The 19,097-nt window shown below is 44.3% G+C and carries 13 protein-coding genes and 3 pseudogenes; 12 read left to right on the plus strand and 4 right to left on the minus strand.

Features of this window, described 5'->3' with window-relative positions; all coding sequences use genetic code 11:
- Nucleotides 1-139: 139 nt before the first annotated feature.
- Together BLO31_RS09350 and BLO31_RS09355 are read right to left on the minus strand one after the other, a co-directional pair.
- A complete protein-coding gene (locus BLO31_RS09350; RefSeq protein ID WP_070965096.1) occupies nucleotides 140-919 on the minus strand; it encodes an NYN domain-containing protein in 780 nt (259 codons plus the stop codon).
- Between the two features lie 138 nt (nucleotides 920-1,057).
- Nucleotides 1,058-2,932, minus strand: a complete 1,875-nt coding sequence (locus BLO31_RS09355; protein ID WP_070965101.1) for a hypothetical protein — start codon at nucleotides 2,930-2,932, stop codon at nucleotides 1,058-1,060.
- Nucleotides 2,933-3,316: 384 nt separating this feature from the next.
- Here BLO31_RS09355 and BLO31_RS09360 point away from each other — a divergent pair, with 384 nt between their 5' ends.
- The 9 genes and pseudogenes from BLO31_RS09360 to BLO31_RS09385 all read left to right on the plus strand — a co-directional run bounded on the left by BLO31_RS09360 (nucleotide 3,317) and on the right by BLO31_RS09385 (nucleotide 12,932).
- A complete protein-coding gene (locus tag BLO31_RS09360; RefSeq protein WP_070965104.1) occupies nucleotides 3,317-4,063 on the plus strand; it encodes a hypothetical protein in 747 nt (248 codons plus the stop codon).
- Nucleotides 4,060-6,054, plus strand: a complete 1,995-nt coding sequence (locus BLO31_RS09365; RefSeq protein WP_070965107.1) for a site-specific DNA-methyltransferase — start codon at nucleotides 4,060-4,062, stop codon at nucleotides 6,052-6,054. Before BLO31_RS09360 ends, BLO31_RS09365 begins: the two co-directional genes overlap by 4 nt.
- A 19-nt stretch (nucleotides 6,055-6,073) precedes the next feature.
- On the plus strand, nucleotides 6,074-8,092 hold the full coding sequence (locus BLO31_RS24400) for a DEAD/DEAH box helicase family protein (protein WP_245688457.1): 2,019 nt from the start codon (nucleotides 6,074-6,076) through the stop codon (nucleotides 8,090-8,092).
- A 35-nt stretch (nucleotides 8,093-8,127) separates the two neighbouring features.
- Nucleotides 8,128-8,331, plus strand: coding sequence for a hypothetical protein (locus BLO31_RS24405; RefSeq protein ID WP_245688449.1), 204 nt, complete (start codon nucleotides 8,128-8,130; stop codon nucleotides 8,329-8,331).
- An 88-nt stretch (nucleotides 8,332-8,419) separates the two neighbouring features.
- Complete coding sequence (locus tag BLO31_RS24410) at nucleotides 8,420-9,190, plus strand: restriction endonuclease (protein ID WP_245688450.1); 771 nt, start codon at nucleotides 8,420-8,422, stop codon at nucleotides 9,188-9,190.
- A 306-nt stretch (nucleotides 9,191-9,496) separates the two neighbouring features.
- Nucleotides 9,497-9,922: a hypothetical protein gene (locus BLO31_RS09375; RefSeq protein ID WP_070965110.1), complete on the plus strand. Its 426-nt coding sequence runs from the start codon at nucleotides 9,497-9,499 to the stop codon at nucleotides 9,920-9,922.
- A 168-nt stretch (nucleotides 9,923-10,090) separates the two neighbouring features.
- Nucleotides 10,091-11,008: a CobW family GTP-binding protein gene (locus tag BLO31_RS09380; RefSeq protein WP_245688451.1), complete on the plus strand. Its 918-nt coding sequence runs from the start codon at nucleotides 10,091-10,093 to the stop codon at nucleotides 11,006-11,008.
- Nucleotides 10,984-11,286 carry a hypothetical protein gene (locus BLO31_RS24415; RefSeq protein WP_245688452.1) on the plus strand — a complete coding sequence of 101 codons (303 nt, stop codon included), beginning with the start codon at nucleotides 10,984-10,986 and terminating at the stop codon, nucleotides 11,284-11,286. The genes BLO31_RS09380 and BLO31_RS24415 overlap by 25 nt, the downstream gene beginning before the upstream one ends.
- Nucleotides 11,287-11,490: 204 nt before the next feature.
- Nucleotides 11,491-12,932 (plus strand): annotated as a pseudogene (locus tag BLO31_RS09385) (NAD-dependent succinate-semialdehyde dehydrogenase).
- A 40-nt stretch (nucleotides 12,933-12,972) separates the two neighbouring features.
- Here BLO31_RS09385 and BLO31_RS09390 read toward each other — a convergent pair.
- Together BLO31_RS09390 and BLO31_RS09395 are read right to left on the minus strand one after the other, a co-directional pair.
- Nucleotides 12,973-13,233, minus strand: coding sequence for a DUF1496 domain-containing protein (locus BLO31_RS09390; RefSeq protein WP_070965113.1), 261 nt, complete (start codon nucleotides 13,231-13,233; stop codon nucleotides 12,973-12,975).
- A 15-nt stretch (nucleotides 13,234-13,248) separates the two neighbouring features.
- A pseudogene (locus BLO31_RS09395) lies at nucleotides 13,249-14,173 on the minus strand (1-aminocyclopropane-1-carboxylate deaminase/D-cysteine desulfhydrase).
- Nucleotides 14,174-14,614: 441 nt separating this feature from the next.
- Here BLO31_RS09395 and psrA point away from each other — a divergent pair.
- From psrA to fabV, 3 genes and pseudogenes are all read left to right on the plus strand, one after another.
- Entirely contained in the window at nucleotides 14,615-15,241 is a 627-nt protein-coding gene (gene psrA, locus BLO31_RS09400; protein ID WP_070965116.1) for a TetR family transcriptional repressor PsrA, read from the plus strand.
- A 112-nt stretch (nucleotides 15,242-15,353) separates the two neighbouring features.
- Nucleotides 15,354-17,638 (plus strand): annotated as a pseudogene (locus tag BLO31_RS09405) (acyl-CoA dehydrogenase).
- A 160-nt stretch (nucleotides 17,639-17,798) separates the two neighbouring features.
- Nucleotides 17,799-19,001 carry an enoyl-ACP reductase FabV gene (gene fabV / locus BLO31_RS09410; RefSeq protein ID WP_070965121.1) on the plus strand — a complete coding sequence of 401 codons (1,203 nt, stop codon included), beginning with the start codon at nucleotides 17,799-17,801 and terminating at the stop codon, nucleotides 18,999-19,001.
- Nucleotides 19,002-19,097 lie beyond the last annotated feature (96 nt).

A 19,097-nucleotide genomic window follows, 5' to 3' on the forward strand; every position in this document is an offset into this window, starting at 1 on the left:
CTGAGGGAGTGTATTTGAAGGTTGTGGTTGATTTTTGAATTATTTTCCTATTAATTGATTTTGTTTATTACAAAGTAACAGCCATGCCAAGTTGCATGGCTATTCAACTATTAGAAACAACTAAGCTGTATTAGTACAACTAAGCACTTTTCCGCTGATCTTTAATGTAGACATGAACCGCTCCGGTACCTGTGGCCCTTCGATCAATATCAAAAAGTTCAATTGCTTCTACTAATTGGCTTAAAGTGTTAAAGCCATAATTTTTTGAATCGAAGTCCGGGTATTGCCTCTTTATCAAACTTCCGCAGTGTCCTAGGAATGACCAACCATCCTCATCTTGATACTCGTTTGCAGCCCCACGAAGAATGTTTAAAAGTTTTGTATCCTGTCTGAGCTTGTTGCGCTTACTACGCAATTCTGGTTGCTTTGGCTTCTCAGCAGAATTTAAGGTAGTCTCATCCTTGATTGCATAACGATCTTTGAGAATTTCTGTATACATAAAGTCATCGCATGCGTTTCTGAAAGCAACTGGTGTTTTCTTCTCACCAACTCCAAAGACGTATACTTCAGATTCTTTTAACCGCGAAGCTAACTTGGTAAAATCACTATCGCTGCTAATTATTGCAAACGCATCGAACTTATTTGAATACAGTAAATCCATAGCATCAATGATCATTGCCGCATCGGAAGAGTTTTTTCCCTGCGTGTATGAAAACTGTTGGATGGGGTTTATCGCAAGCTCATTTAGTGGTTGTTTCCAGTTTTTTAGGTGTTCAGAACTCCAGTCACCATAAGCTTTTTTGGCTAGAATATGTCCATGTTTAGATAGTTCTTTCAGAACTGAGTCTAGCACCGTAAACTGTGCGTTTTCGGCATCAATTAGTACGGCTATCTTTTTTTCTGAGTTTATGTCTATCATTCTTTGTACCTTACATCATTGGATGAGAAATGAACTCTGTGTTTTTCTAATTTGGAGTCGTTCTTTATCATTTTTATGCGTCCTAGCATATTAGGCATAAATCTGGCGGTGACTTAACTCACCACCAATATGCGTCAATTAATGAGTCTTTAGCTCGTAACAGAGCCTGAAGCCTGTCTTCATGCCTTTGTATTTTCCGGTTGAATTTTGAGGACCATGTGCCCTTAACACATAAGCGTCCATATAGAACGAAGTGAGACTAGCTGAACGGATCTGAACCCCTTCTAGTAGCCACTCACAAAAGAAGTTTGAATCAATAAACTGCAATCCGTTCTCTTCGATACAGTGAAGAGGTTTTGGGAACCGGAGGTGTAAGTTGTCAAAGTCATTTTGAGCCATGTAGGGTGGGTGAGAATCATATTCGTCACCTGTAGTGCTGATGAATATCATGCCACTGTCTTGGCCACGTTTTGGTTTTGACCAGTTTTCTCCTCTCAATGATTTGTATTCTGAGTAGTTCAGAATACGAAGAGGAACCCCCGTTTGTTTCTCCAACCAGTTAATATAGGCCAGGACGTCAAAAAATGTACATGATGCCGGCAGAGTGATATCACTCTCGGCGTTGACTGGGGCTAGTGAATCACCTTGTCTGTTTTTGTTGTACTCTGCGTTTTGTTCTAGGAAGTAGATGAGATCACCAATCGTTATGAGTTCGGAGACCATCATTTCTTTTTCATCGATGGATACTTGATTGAAACCATCTAGACGAACGGTAGAACCTTTATGCTCAGGGTGATAAATCCCTTTATATTGATAGTACTCACGCAATATAGTCTGGGTGCCGGGGTAGTTTTGCATGAGGCCACCATTGTGGTAATAATTCATTTCTGAGCAGTGACTATCCCATTCTCGGTTCCCCTCATATTCAAAGTAGTGCCAGCGTTCAAAGCGATAATCTTCTATAAAGCTCGGGATATCTGCACGTTTTAAATTGTCACCATATACCTCGTGAGAAAAGATCGCATCGCGTTGGTTTTGGACGAGAAAGTCAAAGTTTCCTCTGCCATCCGATAAAAAAATCAGTTTTTCGTTGTAAGGCAATACGTTCACCCAGCCTGCATCACTATGTTTAAACCGTGCTGCGAGAAGTGTTTGAATATATTTTTGAGAGTCGATATCAAGAGACGCTTCTTCTACAGGAGTGGTACTTTGAGCGTAAAGTTTGATATGAGCAGTGGTACTAGGAATGTTGGTTAGAGCATTTCCTAGAAGGTGATAACTGCTGCCACTAGTAATAATCCTGTTGTTTAGCAGTATAAGGTCGACAATTTTCACCGATATTTGTTTATATCGGGTTGGTCGCTCTACTGGCTCTGTGGTTTTGTTGGTTAGATAGTCTAATACTGAAGGCAAGTTTGTTCTATCCACCACAGATAGTGTAATTTCAGATGCGACATCCAAGCTAAGTAATTCCTGTTGTCTTATTGGAAGCATGCTTGGATCAAATTTACTGTCGGCGATTTGTCGTACGTGATAATTGTTGAGTATGATCTGTTCCCAATCAGCGTCTTGCTGCAGTGCATCATGCAAGTCGCCACTATGCCATCCGAATACACTAGAAAAGTCAAAATCATGCCCAGTAAACAGTTTCTGAGGGGTAGGTCCTTCAGAGAAGAACAATCTCTCTGATACTTGCTGGTGGGTGAAAGGATAATATAAGTGATGCGCGCCCTTTTTTCTGTGTTTGAGTAGGTCTTTGCGCTTTTTAAGGTTATGTTTTGCCATGAACGGAAGTAAGCTTCCATTGTACTCTTTCTCGTAAGCGGCAAATCCACCAGCTATTCCAAGGCATTTAGTAATGGCGTTTAGTTTTGTTGTATGAGTGATTTTTTCACGGTCACGCGATGTTCTCTTCGCAGAGACTTTGAGCTCTGCTGGAGATAGCCCTGTTAAGGGAACAATATGGAACTTCTCTAATGGGATGTACGTAGTTGGGATAGAGTTATTAGTCATTCTAAAACCATTAAAAATAAGCTAGCCCCATCACACTTTAGTGACGGCGTACTTCCGGCTATAAGGTCCGAGAATGATGGTTTGATCGTGAGTGGTAGTGTCTTTTTCTTCAACGATGTGAGTGCTTTGTTTTGTAAGAAGTACATTACAAACCGCAGGTAAGCCTCAGCCCTTTGTATATAACCTAAATTGAAATATTGGCTAAGTCAATATATTACTTGTGTTAATCTACACCATACCCCCCCCCAACTAACAATCTGAAACTATTGATTAAAACTCGAATAAGGCGGCATTATCTTATTAGAAAGTGGGTTAACATAGTGGGCTAAAGCGAGATAATCATAGGTTGGGGTTAACCCAGCAACACGTCAGAGGTTAGATGAAATGTGTTTTTACAGAACGAATGCAATATACCAAGCGCTAGCAGATAAAAAGATAAAAGATTTTTATTGGGTGTCGGAGAACGCTTGGATCTTGGTTTACGGCGATAGTAACAACAATCCTAAGGTGATTGTTTTGGCCTTTAATGAAAAATGGGCAGTAGACAGTAAAATCGTCTCGTTAGCGAGCACCATTGCTAAAAAAGCTGATTTACCTATGTTCCAAGTGCGTTTTAACAGCTCTCAACCAGAAATCGATTCGGTCGAGTTGGCGAGCTTCGATGGTGCGTTAAACACGGTCAGCCTTCAGCAGCTTAAAGATGCATTCGCTAAAACGGGTCTACCTGTTTCTGATAAGCCAACAAAAAAAGCGATCAACAGCGCCGAGAGCAGTGCCTATCACTCTTGGCAGCGTGAACAACTAGGGAAAAAAATCGTTGTTGCCGATATCGACCTAATTAAAGAGAGTGACAAAACCACCATCATCGAGTTAAAGCGCTCAAGCTTTGAACTAGACAGATGGTCACCGTTTAGAGTCGATTTCCCGAATTTTTATGTTCTAGAAAATCTTTGCAAAATGACGGGAGATGGATTCTTTATCTTGTACAATAGGCGAGTTGAAGAGCCCGAGTTCTTCGATGACCCATCAACTGTAAGTGTTTTTACATTTAATAGTGGAAACCCGAAAAAAGTAGGCATCTTTAGCTTTGACAAATTGTTTAACAACAATGAAGCCGTGACGGATAAATGAACAAAATCGATTCAAACTCTGATAGAGCAAAAAGTTTAGACATTAAACTCGAACTAAAAACAAAAATTCTAGAGCTGCTACCAGAGTGCAACTCAGATGGCGACCTAAACGTCGCCAAACTGCTTGAGCTGTTGTCTGAAGAGTCAGAAAGCGGCGCAGTAAATAAAGCAGAGAGATATGAGTTTAACTGGGCGGGGAAAAAGGCGGCGGTCCAACTGGCGCTCTCGTCTTCAAATGCTACACTGCGCCCAAACAAAGAGGCCAGTGTTAATTGGGAGCAAAGCGGCAACTTGTTTATTGAGGGCGACAACCTCGAAGTATTAAAACTGCTGCAAAAGAGCTACCACAAATCAGTGAAGATGATCTATATCGATCCTCCGTACAATACGGGTAAAGATTTTATCTACTCTGATTCGTTTTCAGAAACCATCAGCAACTACTTAGAACAAACGCACCAGTTGTCGGCCGATGGCAAAAAAACCAGTACCAACGTGGAAACCTCTGGGCGTTACCACTCGAACTGGTTGTCTATGATGTATCCACGCTTGCGCCTTGCTCGCAATATGCTCAGTGACGATGGAGTGATAGTGATTCATTTGGATGAAAATGAAAACTATCACCTAAGAATGCTGATGAATGAAATCTATGGAGAAGATAACTTCTTAGGTGAAATCTGCTGGGACAAGGGCAACCCCAAAGGGGATTCGTCAAAAATCGCCTATCAGCATGAGAGCATCTTGGTTTTCTCAAAAGACATTAATACCTTTAAAGAAAACAACACCATCTCACGGCCAAAAGAAAACGCAGAGAAAATGCTCTCCAAAGCCAAATCTCTGTACTCAAAAATTGGTTCGTCTTCTATCCCAGCAGAGCTGAAAAAGCTGAATGACAAATACTCGCTTGGGTTGGATTTAAGCGAGCATAAAAAGACGTATGCTATTGAAGATGTTCGCGAAGAATTTAAAACTTGGGTAAGTAAACAATCTTATTTGTCTGGCGGCGAAGCGGCCTATAACAAGATAGATGAAAACGGCGAGGTGTATCGTACCGTCTCTATGGCGTGGCCGAACAAAAAGAAAGCGCCAGACGATTACTTTATTCCTTTGCTCCATCCGGTTACGCAAAAGTCTTGTCCCGTGCCAGACAGAGGGTGGAGAAATCCGCCAGAAACAATGGCGTCGCTACTTAGCAAAGGTTTGGTTGTATTTGGTGAAGACGAATCTAAACAGCCAGAAAGAAAGTACCTTCTCAAAGAGAACATGTATGAGAACGTGCCATCGGTGCTTAAGTTCTCAGGCAGTGATGACGCCTTGCTAAAGAAAATGAACATTAGCTTCGATAACCCCAAGCCAGTGGACTTTGCCTCTAAGCTGATTTCCTATTTTACCAAAGAAAACGATCTGATTTTGGATTTCTTTGCGGGCTCGGGCACCACCGGACACGCTGCGCTAAAACTGTCGCAGCAGAGTTCACGTCGATTTATTCTGGTGCAACTGCCAGAGCCGATTGCTGGTGGAGGAGTCATTTCTAACACCACCACAACCCGACTTAAGAGTGTCGAAAATGTCGAGGTATTCGGTTTCAAATCTTTTAGGCTCGACGAAACCAATATTCGCCCTTGGGATGCGGATTTCGACAACCTAGAACAGATGCTTCAACAGGCTGCGCAGTCGATTAAAAGTGATCGCACAAGTGAAGATGTACTTTATGAAATCTTACTTAAATACGGTTACAGCTTAACGACAAAAGTGGAAGAGAAAACACTCAATGATAAAGCCGTCTTTGTTGTTGCTTCCGGTGCACTCATTGCCTGCCTTGAAGACGAAGTAACCAGTGAAGTGGTAGAAGATATCGCTAAACTGGCCACTGAGTTTGGCGGTATTGCGCCTCAAATCGTGTTTAAGGATCAAGCCTTTGCCGACGATACGGTGAAAGCCAACGCTATTCAGATCTTAAAGCAAACTGGCATCTCAGATGTCAAAAGCATTTAAGGGATAGCCAGTGTCCGAAATGAAGATTAAGTTTAATCCCAATCTGTCCCATCAAAACGAAGCCATCGATGCGGTTGTTGGCGTTTTCGAGGGGCAAGAGAGCTTTCAAACCCATTTTTCGGTGTCACAATCTGCGCAAGCGGACATGTTTCAAGCAAACCAAGGGTTAGGAGTGGCGAACGCACTTAGCCTAAGTGCCAAAACTTTGTATGAAAACACGCGAAACGTCCAACTAATCAACGGATTACCGCAAACCGAATCAGCCGAAAACGCATTGCCAAGCCTTGATTTTACCGTGGAGATGGAAACCGGTACGGGCAAGACGTACGTCTATTTGCGCAGCGTGTTTGAGCTAAACCAAAAATATGGTCTGACAAAATTTATCATTGTGGTGCCATCGGTAGCGATCAAAGAGGGCGTGTACAAATCGCTGCAAATGACCGAAGAGCATTTCAAAAAAGAGTACAAAAACGTCCAGTATGACTACTTTGTCTACGACTCTGCCAAGCGGGAGCAAGTTAAAAACTTTGCCTCTAATGACTATATCCAAATTATGGTTATCAATATTGATGCGTTCAGTAAGTCATTTACCGATCCAGAAAAAGAGACCAAAGCGAACCTGATCCACCGTGCCGATGATCGCCTAAATGGGATGAAGCCGATAGAGTTTATACAGGCGAGCAATCCAGTTGTCTTAATCGATGAGCCGCAGTCGGTCGCATCAACGGCAAATCGCAAAAAAGCGATAGCGAGCCTAAACCCACTCTGCACTTTCCGCTATTCCGCCACGCTGACGGAAAGCTTTAATATGCTGTACAAGCTAGATTCTATCGACGCTTACGAACGCAAATTAGTCAAACAGATAGAAGTGGCGTCGTTTGAAGCTCAAGACAATCACAACCAAGCCTACATCAAGCTGCTCAGTGTCGATAATAAGAAATCGCCTATCACCGCCAAGATAGAGATCGATGCACAAACCAAAACGGGCAAGCTTCAGGCGGGTAAGAAGATAACAGTGAAAAGCGGAGCGGATCTGTTTGAGCTCTCTGGTGGTCGCAGTGTTTATCAAGGTTATGTCATCAACGATATCAATTGCGAACAAGGCAATGAGTATATCGATTTTACCAGTCGAGACGACATCCTTACGCTTGGTCAGTCTATTGGTGAAGTAGACCAAGACACTTTTAAGCGGCTTCAACTGGCTAAAACCGTAGAAGAGCACCTTGAAAAAGAGTTGAGGTTTTTTAACAAGATAACCGCAGGCGCAGAAGAAAAAGATCACGCCAAAATACTTAGCCAAAAGGGCATTAAGGTTCTTAGCCTATTTTTTATCGACAAGGTAGCGAATTATCGCGGTTATACCAAAGAGGGTGTGCCTACTCAGGGTAAGTTTGCACTTTGGTTCGAAGAAGAGTTCGTCAAGCAGCTTAAAAAGCCTAAGTACCGTGTGCTCTACCCATCCATATGGGATAAAGACGATTCAGGCAAATACCAGATTAACGAGCAGGCCTTAAAAGCGTTGGCTAGTACCGTTCACAATGGCTACTTTGCTCAAGATAAGAAAAAGGACGCTTCGGGCAACCCTTTGTTTGCCGAATCTAAACTCTCTTCCAAAGGGGAGAGCGGTAAAACTGCGGCGGATGAGTCGGCATACAACCTGATTATGAAAGATAAAGAGAAGTTACTCTCAATTAACGAGGAACTGCGCTTTATCTTTAGCCACTCGGCATTAAAAGAGGGGTGGGATAACCCCAATGTGTTCCAAATCTGTACACTTAACGAAACGAATTCGGTGATGAAAAAGCGGCAGGAAATTGGTCGTGGCTTGCGCTTAGCGGTTGACCAATCCGGTGAACGTGTTCCCTACGGATTTGAAGTGAACACCCTAACCGTAATGGCAAACGAATCCTACGAGCAGTTTGTGTCAGAGCTGCAAAGCGAAATCGAAAAGGAAGAGGGCATCAAGTTTGGTGCAGTCGAACCCCATCAATTCGCCAATATTGTTCTCGCAGATGAACTAGGCAAAAAACGTTTTTAGGCGCAGAAAAATCGGAACAAGTTTTCCAACACCTTTTGGCAAAAGGGTACATAGATAAAAAAGGCAAGATCCTTGAATTGTTAGAAGGCGACTTAGCTGCAAACTCAGTGAGTTTGCCTAGTGATGCTTTCGATTTTAGGGATGCGATATTGGCAGTGCTAAAAAAACTGGCAAAAGGCTTGAGCATCAAAAAGCACGAAGAGAAAAAAAAACGCCCAACTGCGCGAAGAACACGGTAAGCATGTCGTATTAGGCAGTGACTTCAAAGCGCTGTGGGATCGAATTAAATACAAAACGACTTATCGAGTCGACTTTGACGTCAACGACTTGATTGAGAAGTGTATTAAAGAGATCCACACCTCGGTGAATGTCGCTAGTGCTAAATTTGAGTACACCAAAGTAAAAGTCGCAGTAACAGAAGCAGAGCTAGCAACTTACGGTGAAGAGTCAAAGACACACTATCAACACACTAGTCACTTTAAACTGCCAGATATAGTGACCTATCTAGAGTCGAGTACAAACCTCACACGTAAAACCATTGTCGCGATCTTATTAGGTATAGGTGACAAGTTAGAGTCGTTTAAGAACAACCCACAACGTTTTATCGAGCTAACCAACGAAGTGATCCGAAAACAAATGCGTTTAGCCATGGTCGAAGGGATCCGCTATCAACGTATTGGCGAGCATGCGTATTACGCTCAAGAACTCTTCCAAGAGCAAGAGCTAACAGGTTACCTAAAGAATATGCTGGCAGTGGATAAATCGATTTACGATCACCTAGTTTGTGACTCAAACGTAGAGCGTGAGTTTGCGAAAAAGCTAGAAGCCTCAACAGAGGTCAAGTTATACGCCAAGCTGCCACCGTGGTTTAAAATAGACACGCCACTGGGAAGTTACAACCCAGATTGGGCTGTACTAATAGAAAGTGATAACGACGCGAGTGATCAGCTCTATTTTGTGGTTGAGACTAAATCGAGTCTATTTTCCGATGATCTAAGAGAGTCAGAAAAAGCGAAAGTTCATTGTGGAATGGCGCACTTCAAAGCCTGTCTAAAGATAGCCAAGGGAATGACCTCGATAATGCAGCTCAATTTGTAAAAGTGGACTGCTACGACAGTTTTATCACGGGTATTCAAAAGAAACAGTAGCCCTTAAAAATACGGAAACTACTCTAGATTAAACCCCGGTCGAAAACTGGGGTTTGATTTTATTTGGCGCTAAGGTATTAATGCCGCGATAAGAGTGTAACAAGAGGTTTGCAAGTCATTAACTCAGCAATATGAGATGCTAATATGGTTTTTATCTATTGAAGGGAAACCGGCGAAACGGACAGGTGAGCTTATTGTTAATCACCGGACGGTTCCATTCTCTTCTGACCATTGTTCCTGTAATAGGAGACATAAAATGAAAAAAAACGTATTCGCATCTGTACTCGCTATCGCATTGATGGGTTGTGAAGATGCAACAAAAATGATCGACCAAGCACAAGAAGCGGCAAACAAAGCGGTGGACTCGGTGCAAGAGAAAGTCGAATCCGTCGATCTGGCTGGGATCGATCTCGGTCAGTTTGGCGATGCCGCAGAATCAGCTCAAGCGCTAACAGAATCTATTGATGAGCTTCTAAATGCAGACTTTGGCGATCCACTTGCCCTTGCACAAGTGACCGATCAATTTGCTAATGCGTATCAGTGTTTAATCGATGCGACGACAGAATCTTCGGCAGAGAAGATAGTGAACAAAGTATTAGAGTCGATTGGTAACCCAGATGCTCAATCCCTTATAGAGAAAGGTATAGAAAAAGCGCAACAAGCGCAGTCTTGCGTGATGTAATCCTTCTTCGGCCCAGTGAAGTAAATCACTGGGCTTCTCTTCTAACGTCCTTAATTTTTCAACCGCCATATTGATAGGCATAAACGCCTTACTCGCTTCTGATTTATATGTCGTTATGTTATAACGTAGTGATAATTAATCTTATCTATTGTTTTATAAGGAACACCTATGTCTCCAATCCCCGTCACTATTTTGCACGGCTTCCTTGGCTCGGGTAAAACCACCTTGCTGCGCCAAGTATTAAACCGCGCTAAACAAGAGGAAAACATTCCCGCGGTGATTGTTAATGATATGAGTGAGCTGGACGTCGATGGTGTATTAATCGCGAATACCGATGTTGTCAGTGAAGCAGAAGGCAATTTTATTACCATCAGCGGAGACAGCATTAGTAGCCCTGAAGGGGTAAAAAAGATCGACGCTGCACTGTCTAAACTGGCAAAAGAGAACATGCCCCCGTGGGTACTTATCGAAACATCAGGCAGCAGTCATCCGTTGCCCTTGGTTCAATATTTCAAAACTCAAAAGCAGTTTGCGCTTAAAGGGGTGATTACCTTAGTTGATGCAACATGGCTAAACACCGACTATCAACAAGGTTCCCAACTGATCCCCAAATGGCAGGAAAACTTACAAAAAGGCAAGCGAGGCGTAGAGAATCTACTGGTAGAGCAGATCATGTTCTCTAACCGAGTGTTCCTAACCAAAAGCGACCGATTAGATGCGAATGCAATACAGGCAGTTGCTCAGTCTTTGCATCCCATTAATCCTTACGCCGCTATTATGAGTACGTCTTGGGGCAATATTTCGACAGCGCAACTGACTCAGGTCGAAAACTACAACTTCGAACTGGTCGAACAGTTGTCTAAGGAACTGAAAGACCAAGTAGATGCGCCGCTCACCTTGTCTGGTAAGGCGGGACAAAAGATAGTGGCTAAAGTGATTAACGACGACCGACCATTTCACCCCCAGCGGCTTTGGGAAACGTGCCACAGCTATCTGACCGAAGGTGTCTTTCGAAGCAAAGGCTTTTTTTGGATGCCGAGTCGAGATGATATGTCACTACTATGGACCAAACCAACGGAAGTGTAGGGCTCGAAGTGGTTGGTTTTTGGCGTGCTCCTATTTTAAAAGATGAAACTCAAGACTTCACCGAACAACAAAAAGCTATCCTGCAGGCTAAAATTGACGCAGTAGACAGCCGCTTTGGCGATCGCCGATGTCGCCTAACAGTAATTGGACAAGAAGATGAAGCCGCGAGATTCACAGAGGCACTCAATCGCTGTTTCCTAACCAAAGAAGAGCTTAATCACTGGCAAAACGGCGGAAGCTTTGACGACCCGTGGCCGCAGAAAATCGCCAAGTTGTAGCTGTTTCCGACGAGCCTCTTCAAAGTCAATTAGGCTAACTCTATCCAACGAGCGGGTGGCGCACAGTTTGTGCTTGCCCGCTTTTCTGTTTCCACTTGTCAGACGCGGTTTTGCCAATATCGCTTCGTTCACAAAATATTAAAAACCTTGAGTTAAGATTAACATTAGCCGTTATGCTAGTGAAAAACGCTGTGGAGGTGGAAGGTGGGAACGCTGAAAGACAACGCTTTGCTAAAAGAGCAATGCTATATCAATGGAAAGTGGGTGAGTGACAAAGAGACGCACTCCGTCGTCAATCCGTTTAACCAAGCGACAATAGCATCGGTTCCAAGCCTCTCTTCTCCTCATATTGATCAGGCGATCGAAGGCGCATATAGCGCTTTAACAACATGGAAGAAAACGCCTGCGCCGCAAAGGTCAAAACTACTAGCTCGTTGGTATCAACTGATTTGCCAATACAGCGAAAAGCTGGCCGAGATCATCACCTCAGAGCAAGGTAAACCGCTCAGCGAGGCGAAGGGCGAAGTTCAGTACGCTGCCAGCTTTGTCGACTGGTATGCGCAAGAGGCTGTTCGTATTTACGGAGAAACCATTCCCGCAGCGACGGAACATGCGCAGATACAAGTGAAACGCCAGCCGGTAGGAGTGGTTGCGGCCATTACTCCGTGGAACTTTCCCGCGGCAATGGTGACACGTAAACTCGCACCAGCTTTGGCCGCAGGGTGTACAGTAGTTCTCAAGCCCGCCCTGATACGCCATTGACAGCGCTCGCGTTGGCCGAACTCGCGGATAAAGCGGGTATTCCTGCTGGTGTGATACAAGTAGTCACGGGTGATGCAGTGCTGATTGGTCAGCGGTTAACATCGGATAATCGGGTGAGAAAGCTCTCTTTCACAGGTTCGACGAATGTTGGCAAATTGCTGATGTCTCAGAGCGCCTGCAACGTTAAGAAGCTTTCGTTAGAACTGGGTGGCAATGCTCCATTTATTGTATTTGAAGACGCAGACCTCAATAGTGCGATCGATGGCCTGATGGTAGCTAAGTTTCGAAATGGTGGGCAAACCTGTGTCGCGGCCAATCGCATTTATGTGCATGAAAAAGTTTACGACAAGTTTGTTAATTTGCTGGTGGATAGAGTCGCCAAGTTAAAAGTTGGCAATGGCTTTGAAGGCGTCGATATAGGGCCACTTATTCGCAGCGATGCGGTTGAAAAAGTGCTGAGTCATTTCGATGATGCGATAGGTAAAGGCGCAACGTTGCGTTTTGGCACTCGGCCGTTAGTCGGTTCCAACATAGTTACGCCGATCATTTTGACAGAGGCGAATGACACCATGCTCTGTAGCCAAGAAGAGACCTTTGGCCCCTTAGCAGCCGTTAGCTCTTTTAGTAGTGACGATGAAATTATCGAGAGAGCCAACCGTACCGAATCAGGTTTAATTAGTTACGTTTACACGCAAAACTTATCCCGCACACTCACCATCAGCGATGTACTGGAATCGGGCATGGTCGGTATTAATCAAGGCATAGTATCAACAGCCAGCGCCCCATTTGGCGGGATGAAGCAGTCCGGGCTGGGGCGTGAAGGCGGCAAACAGGGTATCAACGAGTACTTAGAAGAACAGTATCTGTTGATCGGCGGGATATAACCTCTGATCGATAGTCTACTGGTTCGCCAAAGCAAAGGAACTAGTTCTTTGCAGGTGCATCATTGGCTATCGATACCCATTTAAGCGCGCCATTGGTTTCAAAATCATTGGCAGCTTGGCACTTGATGTAGAACTCCCCAACTTGCAAAATTGCGCCTTCGGAATAGGCACTGTCTTGGTACCAGCAGACGCGTTTTACAGCGTCGGTAGCGTTTACACCAACAATCGCCTTAGAAGGTGTTGTGATGGTTTTACCAAAAGCCACCACAGGTAAAAAAAGCAAAATAAACAATCGTTTCATGGTTTTACTCCTTGCCTAGTAGGGTTGGTTTGCACCAATTGCTCCATATTTTCGTTCGTACCTTGCAACATACTCTCGTTGCGAGAATGCCCCCTTGATGAACGTAAAGTATAGTCTTTTCAGGATGTTCTTTTCTCCAATCGACAAGGCATTGCCACATCATAGGGTCGTAAAGAAGGTCGAACTCAATGCTGGTTTTCTCTAGCAGAGATTGCCAAATCAAATAGTCGTCGTGATATAGCTTGCCAAAATGATGCTTGTAATTCAGCTCCAAAACCTGTGGAAAGTCGTCTTCGCCCAGCTCTTCAAACTGTTTGATCAGGTAGTCTTTACCGCCGACGCAAGGGCAGGTTATCACTTCAATGCCATGTGGTTTGAGATGTTTGTGTAGATATAGAGCGGTAACGCCAGTACCAGAAGGCAGAGCAACGGTGAGATGTTTCATTGGCTGAAAGCGGCTCCAGCTCAATATTTCTCTTGCTAACTGCTGAACACCTTCTTCAGCTTCTCGAAAGCGTCCACCTTCGGGAACGACAACCGTAGTCTCGTTTGCCAGTTGGTTTTGCTCTATATAGTCTCTGGGGTGGATGCGCTCACCGCTTTCATCTTGATTAAGGGCGATAATGTTTGCGCCCAGATCCAGTGCGCCTCGATAATTTCCAATTGGGCGTTCTCTCAACCAGTTCGGGAGATGATCGACGTAAAAGTCTAGTTGCCATCCTTTGATTCTTGCTAAAGCTGCCAACGTATACAAAGAGTTTGCCTGAGCACTGCCATATGCCACTAACGTAGTGATCTTGGGATTATGCAGCGAGAGTAGGCTCATAAACTTGCGGGCTTTATTGCCAGAGAAGTGACTATGGAGCTGGTCATCACGTTTAAGGAAAAACGTCAGCTCGCCAAATTGATGCTGAGTAACGGGGCTTTCTGAAAGCTTCATAGCAATGGGTTTGTTCCTAACTTGTTGGATTAGTTTACGTGATGGTGGGGGATTTGTATTGATCCCAAGCCACTAAAGTGCGGATTGTCTTAAGTCTTAGATGAAAAAAAGCCCAGAGCAAATTGGCTCTGGGCGGATACAAACATAGGAGTTAAATTAGAAAAAGCAGCGTATTTGGTATTAGCAGAAGGAATACAGTTTGACGGCCTGTGAAACTAACAATGCTCTGCTAACTACACTAATTCAGACCGGGCAAATTCAAAACAGTTCAGAAAAAATTTAAGTTTTCGTAATGTTTTTTTATTTGCCATTACTATCAATAGGTTAGGTGATGGCGTTTTTGTGTGGTCGGACCAATGCCAAAAAATGTGATGTTACTTAGTTGTTAATTAAATGTATCGCTTGTATATTTCAAACAGGTGTTTAATACGAGCGATTGAAATGACATCCAGAAATCAAACCAAAGACAAAATCCTCGACGTTGCGGAAGCGCTGTTTGCTGAACACGGCTTTAATGATACTTCGCTCAGGACTATCACTAGTAAGGCGGGGGTTAATCTCGCTTCGGTCAACTATCACTTTGGCGACAAGAAAACCTTGGTACGAGCCGTGCTCAACCGCTATCTGGAAGCATTTATGCCTGCGGTACAGGACGCTTTAATTACACTCAATCTCAATGATAGCTATCAGATGGAAGAAGTATTTGAGTCCCTGCGCTCGCCTTTGACCTCTTTAGACGAACTCAGACCAGATGGAACGAGTCGATTTATGCTGCTGATTGGTCGAGGGTACACCGATGTTCAAGGCCACTTAAGATGGTTTATTACAACTCGCTATCAAGAAACCCTATCTCTTTTTACTCGTTCAGTACTTAAAGCCAATCCAGATCTCACACAAGAAGAGCTGTTTTGGCGCTTACATTTCACCCTTGGTACTTGCGTCTTTACCATGGCCTCTAGTCAGGCGTTGATAGAAATTGCAGAAAACGACTTTGAGTCTAAAGCGAGTTCGAAGGCGATTATCGACAGACTTATTCCGTTTTTAGCGGCGGGAGTTGCCGCAAAATAAACATCGCTGAAAAGCAAAGACAATAAATCAGCGACAGACTAAATCAATAATAAAAAAACCGGATACGCAAAGGCACCACTGCAGTGCTTAAAGTGAACAAAAGGATCTGATTATGTGCTCTCTACGAAGAAAATGGGTTAGTGACCCTGCATTTAAAATGTTTAAAAAAGTACTTCCTCCTCTTTCTACGACCGAAAAAGAAGCGATGGAAGCTGGCAGCGTGTGGTGGGATGGGGAACTGTTTTCCGGTAGCCCAGACTTCACCAAGCTTCACCACTATCCAAAGCCAGTACTTAGCGAAGAAGAGCAAGGCTTTATCGACCAGCAGCTAGAAACGCTGTTAGCCATGTTAGACGACTACAAAATCGTTAAACAAGACAGAGATTTACCACCCGAGGTGTGGGAATACCTGAGAAAAGAACGATTTTTCTCGTTGATCATATCTAAAAAATACGGTGGCAGAGAGTTTTCAGCGCTGGCTAACTCGACCATAGTGACACGCATCGCTACCAGAAGTATCAGTGCTGCGGTCTCTGTTATGGTACCTAATTCACTCGGCCCAGGAGAGCTACTATCTCACTACGGTACCCAAGAACAGCAAGACTACTGGCTGCCGCGTTTAGCGGATGGTACCGACATTCCATGCTTTGCCTTAACTGGCCCAGAAGCGGGCTCCGATGCAGGTGGCATACCCGACGAAGGCATCGTTTGCTATGGCGAGCACGAAGGCAAAGAAGTCTTAGGGGTGCGTCTGAACTGGAACAAGCGCTACATCACACTAGCCCCAGTGGCAACGGTACTCGGCTTAGCCTTTAAAATGTATGACCCCGACGGACTCATAGGTGATAAAAAAGAACTGGGTATTACCTGTGCTTTGATCCCTGCCGACCACACTGGTGTAGAAATCGGCGAAAGGCACGATCCGCTAGGTTTGGCTTTTATGAACGGCCCAACGCGTGGTAAGGATGTCTTTATTCCAATGAATTGGCTGATTGGCGGCCAAGAATACGCAGGTAAAGGATGGCGTATGCTGGTGGAGTGTCTGTCGGCAGGCAGAGGTATATCGTTACCCGCTTTAGGTACTGCTATCGGCCATTTAACATCGCGCACGACCGGTGCTTACGCCTATGTTCGCAAGCAATTTGGTATGTCGATTGGCAAGTTTGAAGGTGTGGCAGAAGCTTGGGAAGAGTTGGGGGCTTAACCTATCTTCTCGAAGCGACAAGAACCCTAACAACCACGTCATTGGATATGAAAGAGAAACCCGGTATTGTCACCGCGATTGCTAAGTACCATATGACCGAAATGGCCAGAACCATATTAAATGACTCCATGGACATTCATTCCGGTCGAGCGATACAAGACGGGCCGATGAACTACTTAGCGACCCACTATCTCGGTATTCCAGTAGCGATTACCGTAGAAGGGGCGAACATCTTGACCCGCAATTTGATGATTTTTGGCCAAGGAGCAACCCGTTGCCACCCCTACGTCCTCAAAGAGATGGAAGTTGCCGAAATTCCAGATGAAAAAGAGGCGGCAAAAGAGTTCGACAAACTACTGTTCAAACACATTGCCCATGCCACTAAAAACACATTTGGCGCATTGGGTGCGGCCCTGACGGGTTCGCGTTTTGTTAAAGCAGAAATGAGTGGTGCGACGAAGCAGTACTACAAAGAGATGACTCGCCTAAGTCGAGCGCTGGCAGTAAGTGCAGACTTTGCGATGTTAACACTAGGGGGCGATCTCAAGCGCAAAGAGATGATCTCCGCTCGTTTGGGAGATGTATTAGCGTATCTTTACATGGCGTCAGCGGCGCTGAAAAAGTACGAAGATGAGGGTCGTCAGCAACAAGACTTAGACTATGTGCACTATGCTGTTCAACACTGTTTGTACCACGGAGCCAAGTCGTTACAAGAAGCCTTTACGAACTACCCAGTGGCAGGGGTTGGAACCTTGTTGAAAGCGATAATTTTCCCACTGGGCAATCACTATGCTAAACCCAGCGATGAGTTGACTGTTAAACTTGCCGAGAGCTTGATGACGCCAGGGGCTCATCGAAATCGCCTTACACACCTTTGTTACATCGGTAAAGAAGAAGATGACAGTGTGGGCTTGATGGAGAAAGCTTTCCTTGCGATGTACGAGATCAAAGGACTAGAGCGCAAACTAATCCAAGCGGCTAAAGAAGGCAAAGTAGAGAAAAAAGGTCTACTTACTGCTCGCTTATCACAAGCACTAGAGGCAGGAGTATTAACCGCGGAAGAAGTCGCTAAAATCCAGCGAGCCGAAGAGCTGCGCTATAAAGCGATACAGGTTGATCACTTTAGCCATGATATGAGTGAAGTGAGGACAAACGAGACCTCAAGTAAGCCCAAGCTCAATAATGTCGCCTAGCTTCAGACCAATGCAAGGGCACCTATTTAGGGTGCCCTTTTTGATGAATTTTAGGTTAAGTGCTCCAACCACTTATTATTTTGCAGTGATTTTAAAGAAATTAGATGCGATTTAACGATGAACCTTTTATCCTAGCGGGGATTTTTGAAGGAAGTTGAATATGATCATCAAACCTAGAATTCGTGGATTTATCTGTACCACAACACACCCAGTGGGTTGTGAAGCTAACGTAAAAGAACAAATCGCTTACACTAAAGCACAAGGCCCTATCAAAGATGCACCTAAGCGTGTATTGGTTGTCGGCTCTTCAAGTGGCTACGGTCTATCTTCTCGTATCGCTGCGGCATTTGGTGGCGATGCTTCTACTATCGGTGTTTTCTTCGAGAAAGAAGGCACAGAAAAGAAACCGGGAACAGCGGGTTTCTACAACGCAGCCTCTTTTGACAAGTTGGCTCGCGAAGCAGGCCTTTACTCTAAAAGCCTAAATGGTGATGCTTTCTCAAATGAAGCGAAGCAAAAAACCATAGATCTTATTAAAGAAGACTTAGGTCAGGTAGACATGGTGGTTTACTCACTTGCCTCTCCTGTACGTAAGCTACCTGAAACAGGTGAAGTAATCCGTTCAGCGCTTAAGCCTATCGGTGATACTTACACTTCTACTGCGGTAGATACAAATAAAGACTTGATTATCGAAGCGAGCATCGAGCCAGCATCTGAGCAAGAAATCCAAGACACTGTTACCGTTATGGGTGGTGAAGATTGGGAACTCTGGATCAATGCACTATCAGAAGCTGGTGTACTGGCTGACGGTTGTAAAACCGTGGCATACAGCTATATCGGTACAGAGTTAACTTGGCCTATCTACTGGGAAGGTGCTCTGGGTAAAGCTAAGATGGACCTTGACCGCGCTTCAACGGCTCTAAACGAGAAGCTATCTGCCACTGGTGGTAGCGCAAACGTTGCTGTTCTAAAGTCTGTAGTGACACAAGCAAGCTCTGCAATTCCAGTTATGCCTCTTTACATCGCCATGGTGTTTAAGAAAATGCGTGAAGAAGGCATTCACGAAGGTTGTATGGAGCAAATCTATCGTATGTTCAGCCAACGTCTATACAAAGAAGATGGCAGTGCAGCAGAAGTTGATGAGAAAAACCGTCTTCGCCTAGATGACTGGGAACTTCGCGACGATATCCAAAACCACTGTCGCGACCTTTGGCCGCAAATCACTTCAGAGAACCTGAAAGAACTAACGGATTACGTTGAGTACAAAGAAGAGTTCTTGAAGCTATTTGGCTTTGGCGTTGAAGGTGTTGATTACGAAGCAGATGTTAACCCACTAGTGGAAACAGACTTTATCAATATCTAAACTCTAGTTGATAATTAGATAGCTAAAAGGCGCTCAGTAGAGCGCCTTTTTTACGATTAATAGTGGGTACTTTGACTCTACAACAAGTAGAGGTGA

Origin of the sequence: Vibrio sonorensis, assembly GCF_001854765.1 — a bacterium.
GTDB lineage: Bacteria > Pseudomonadota > Gammaproteobacteria > Enterobacterales > Vibrionaceae > Vibrio > Vibrio sonorensis.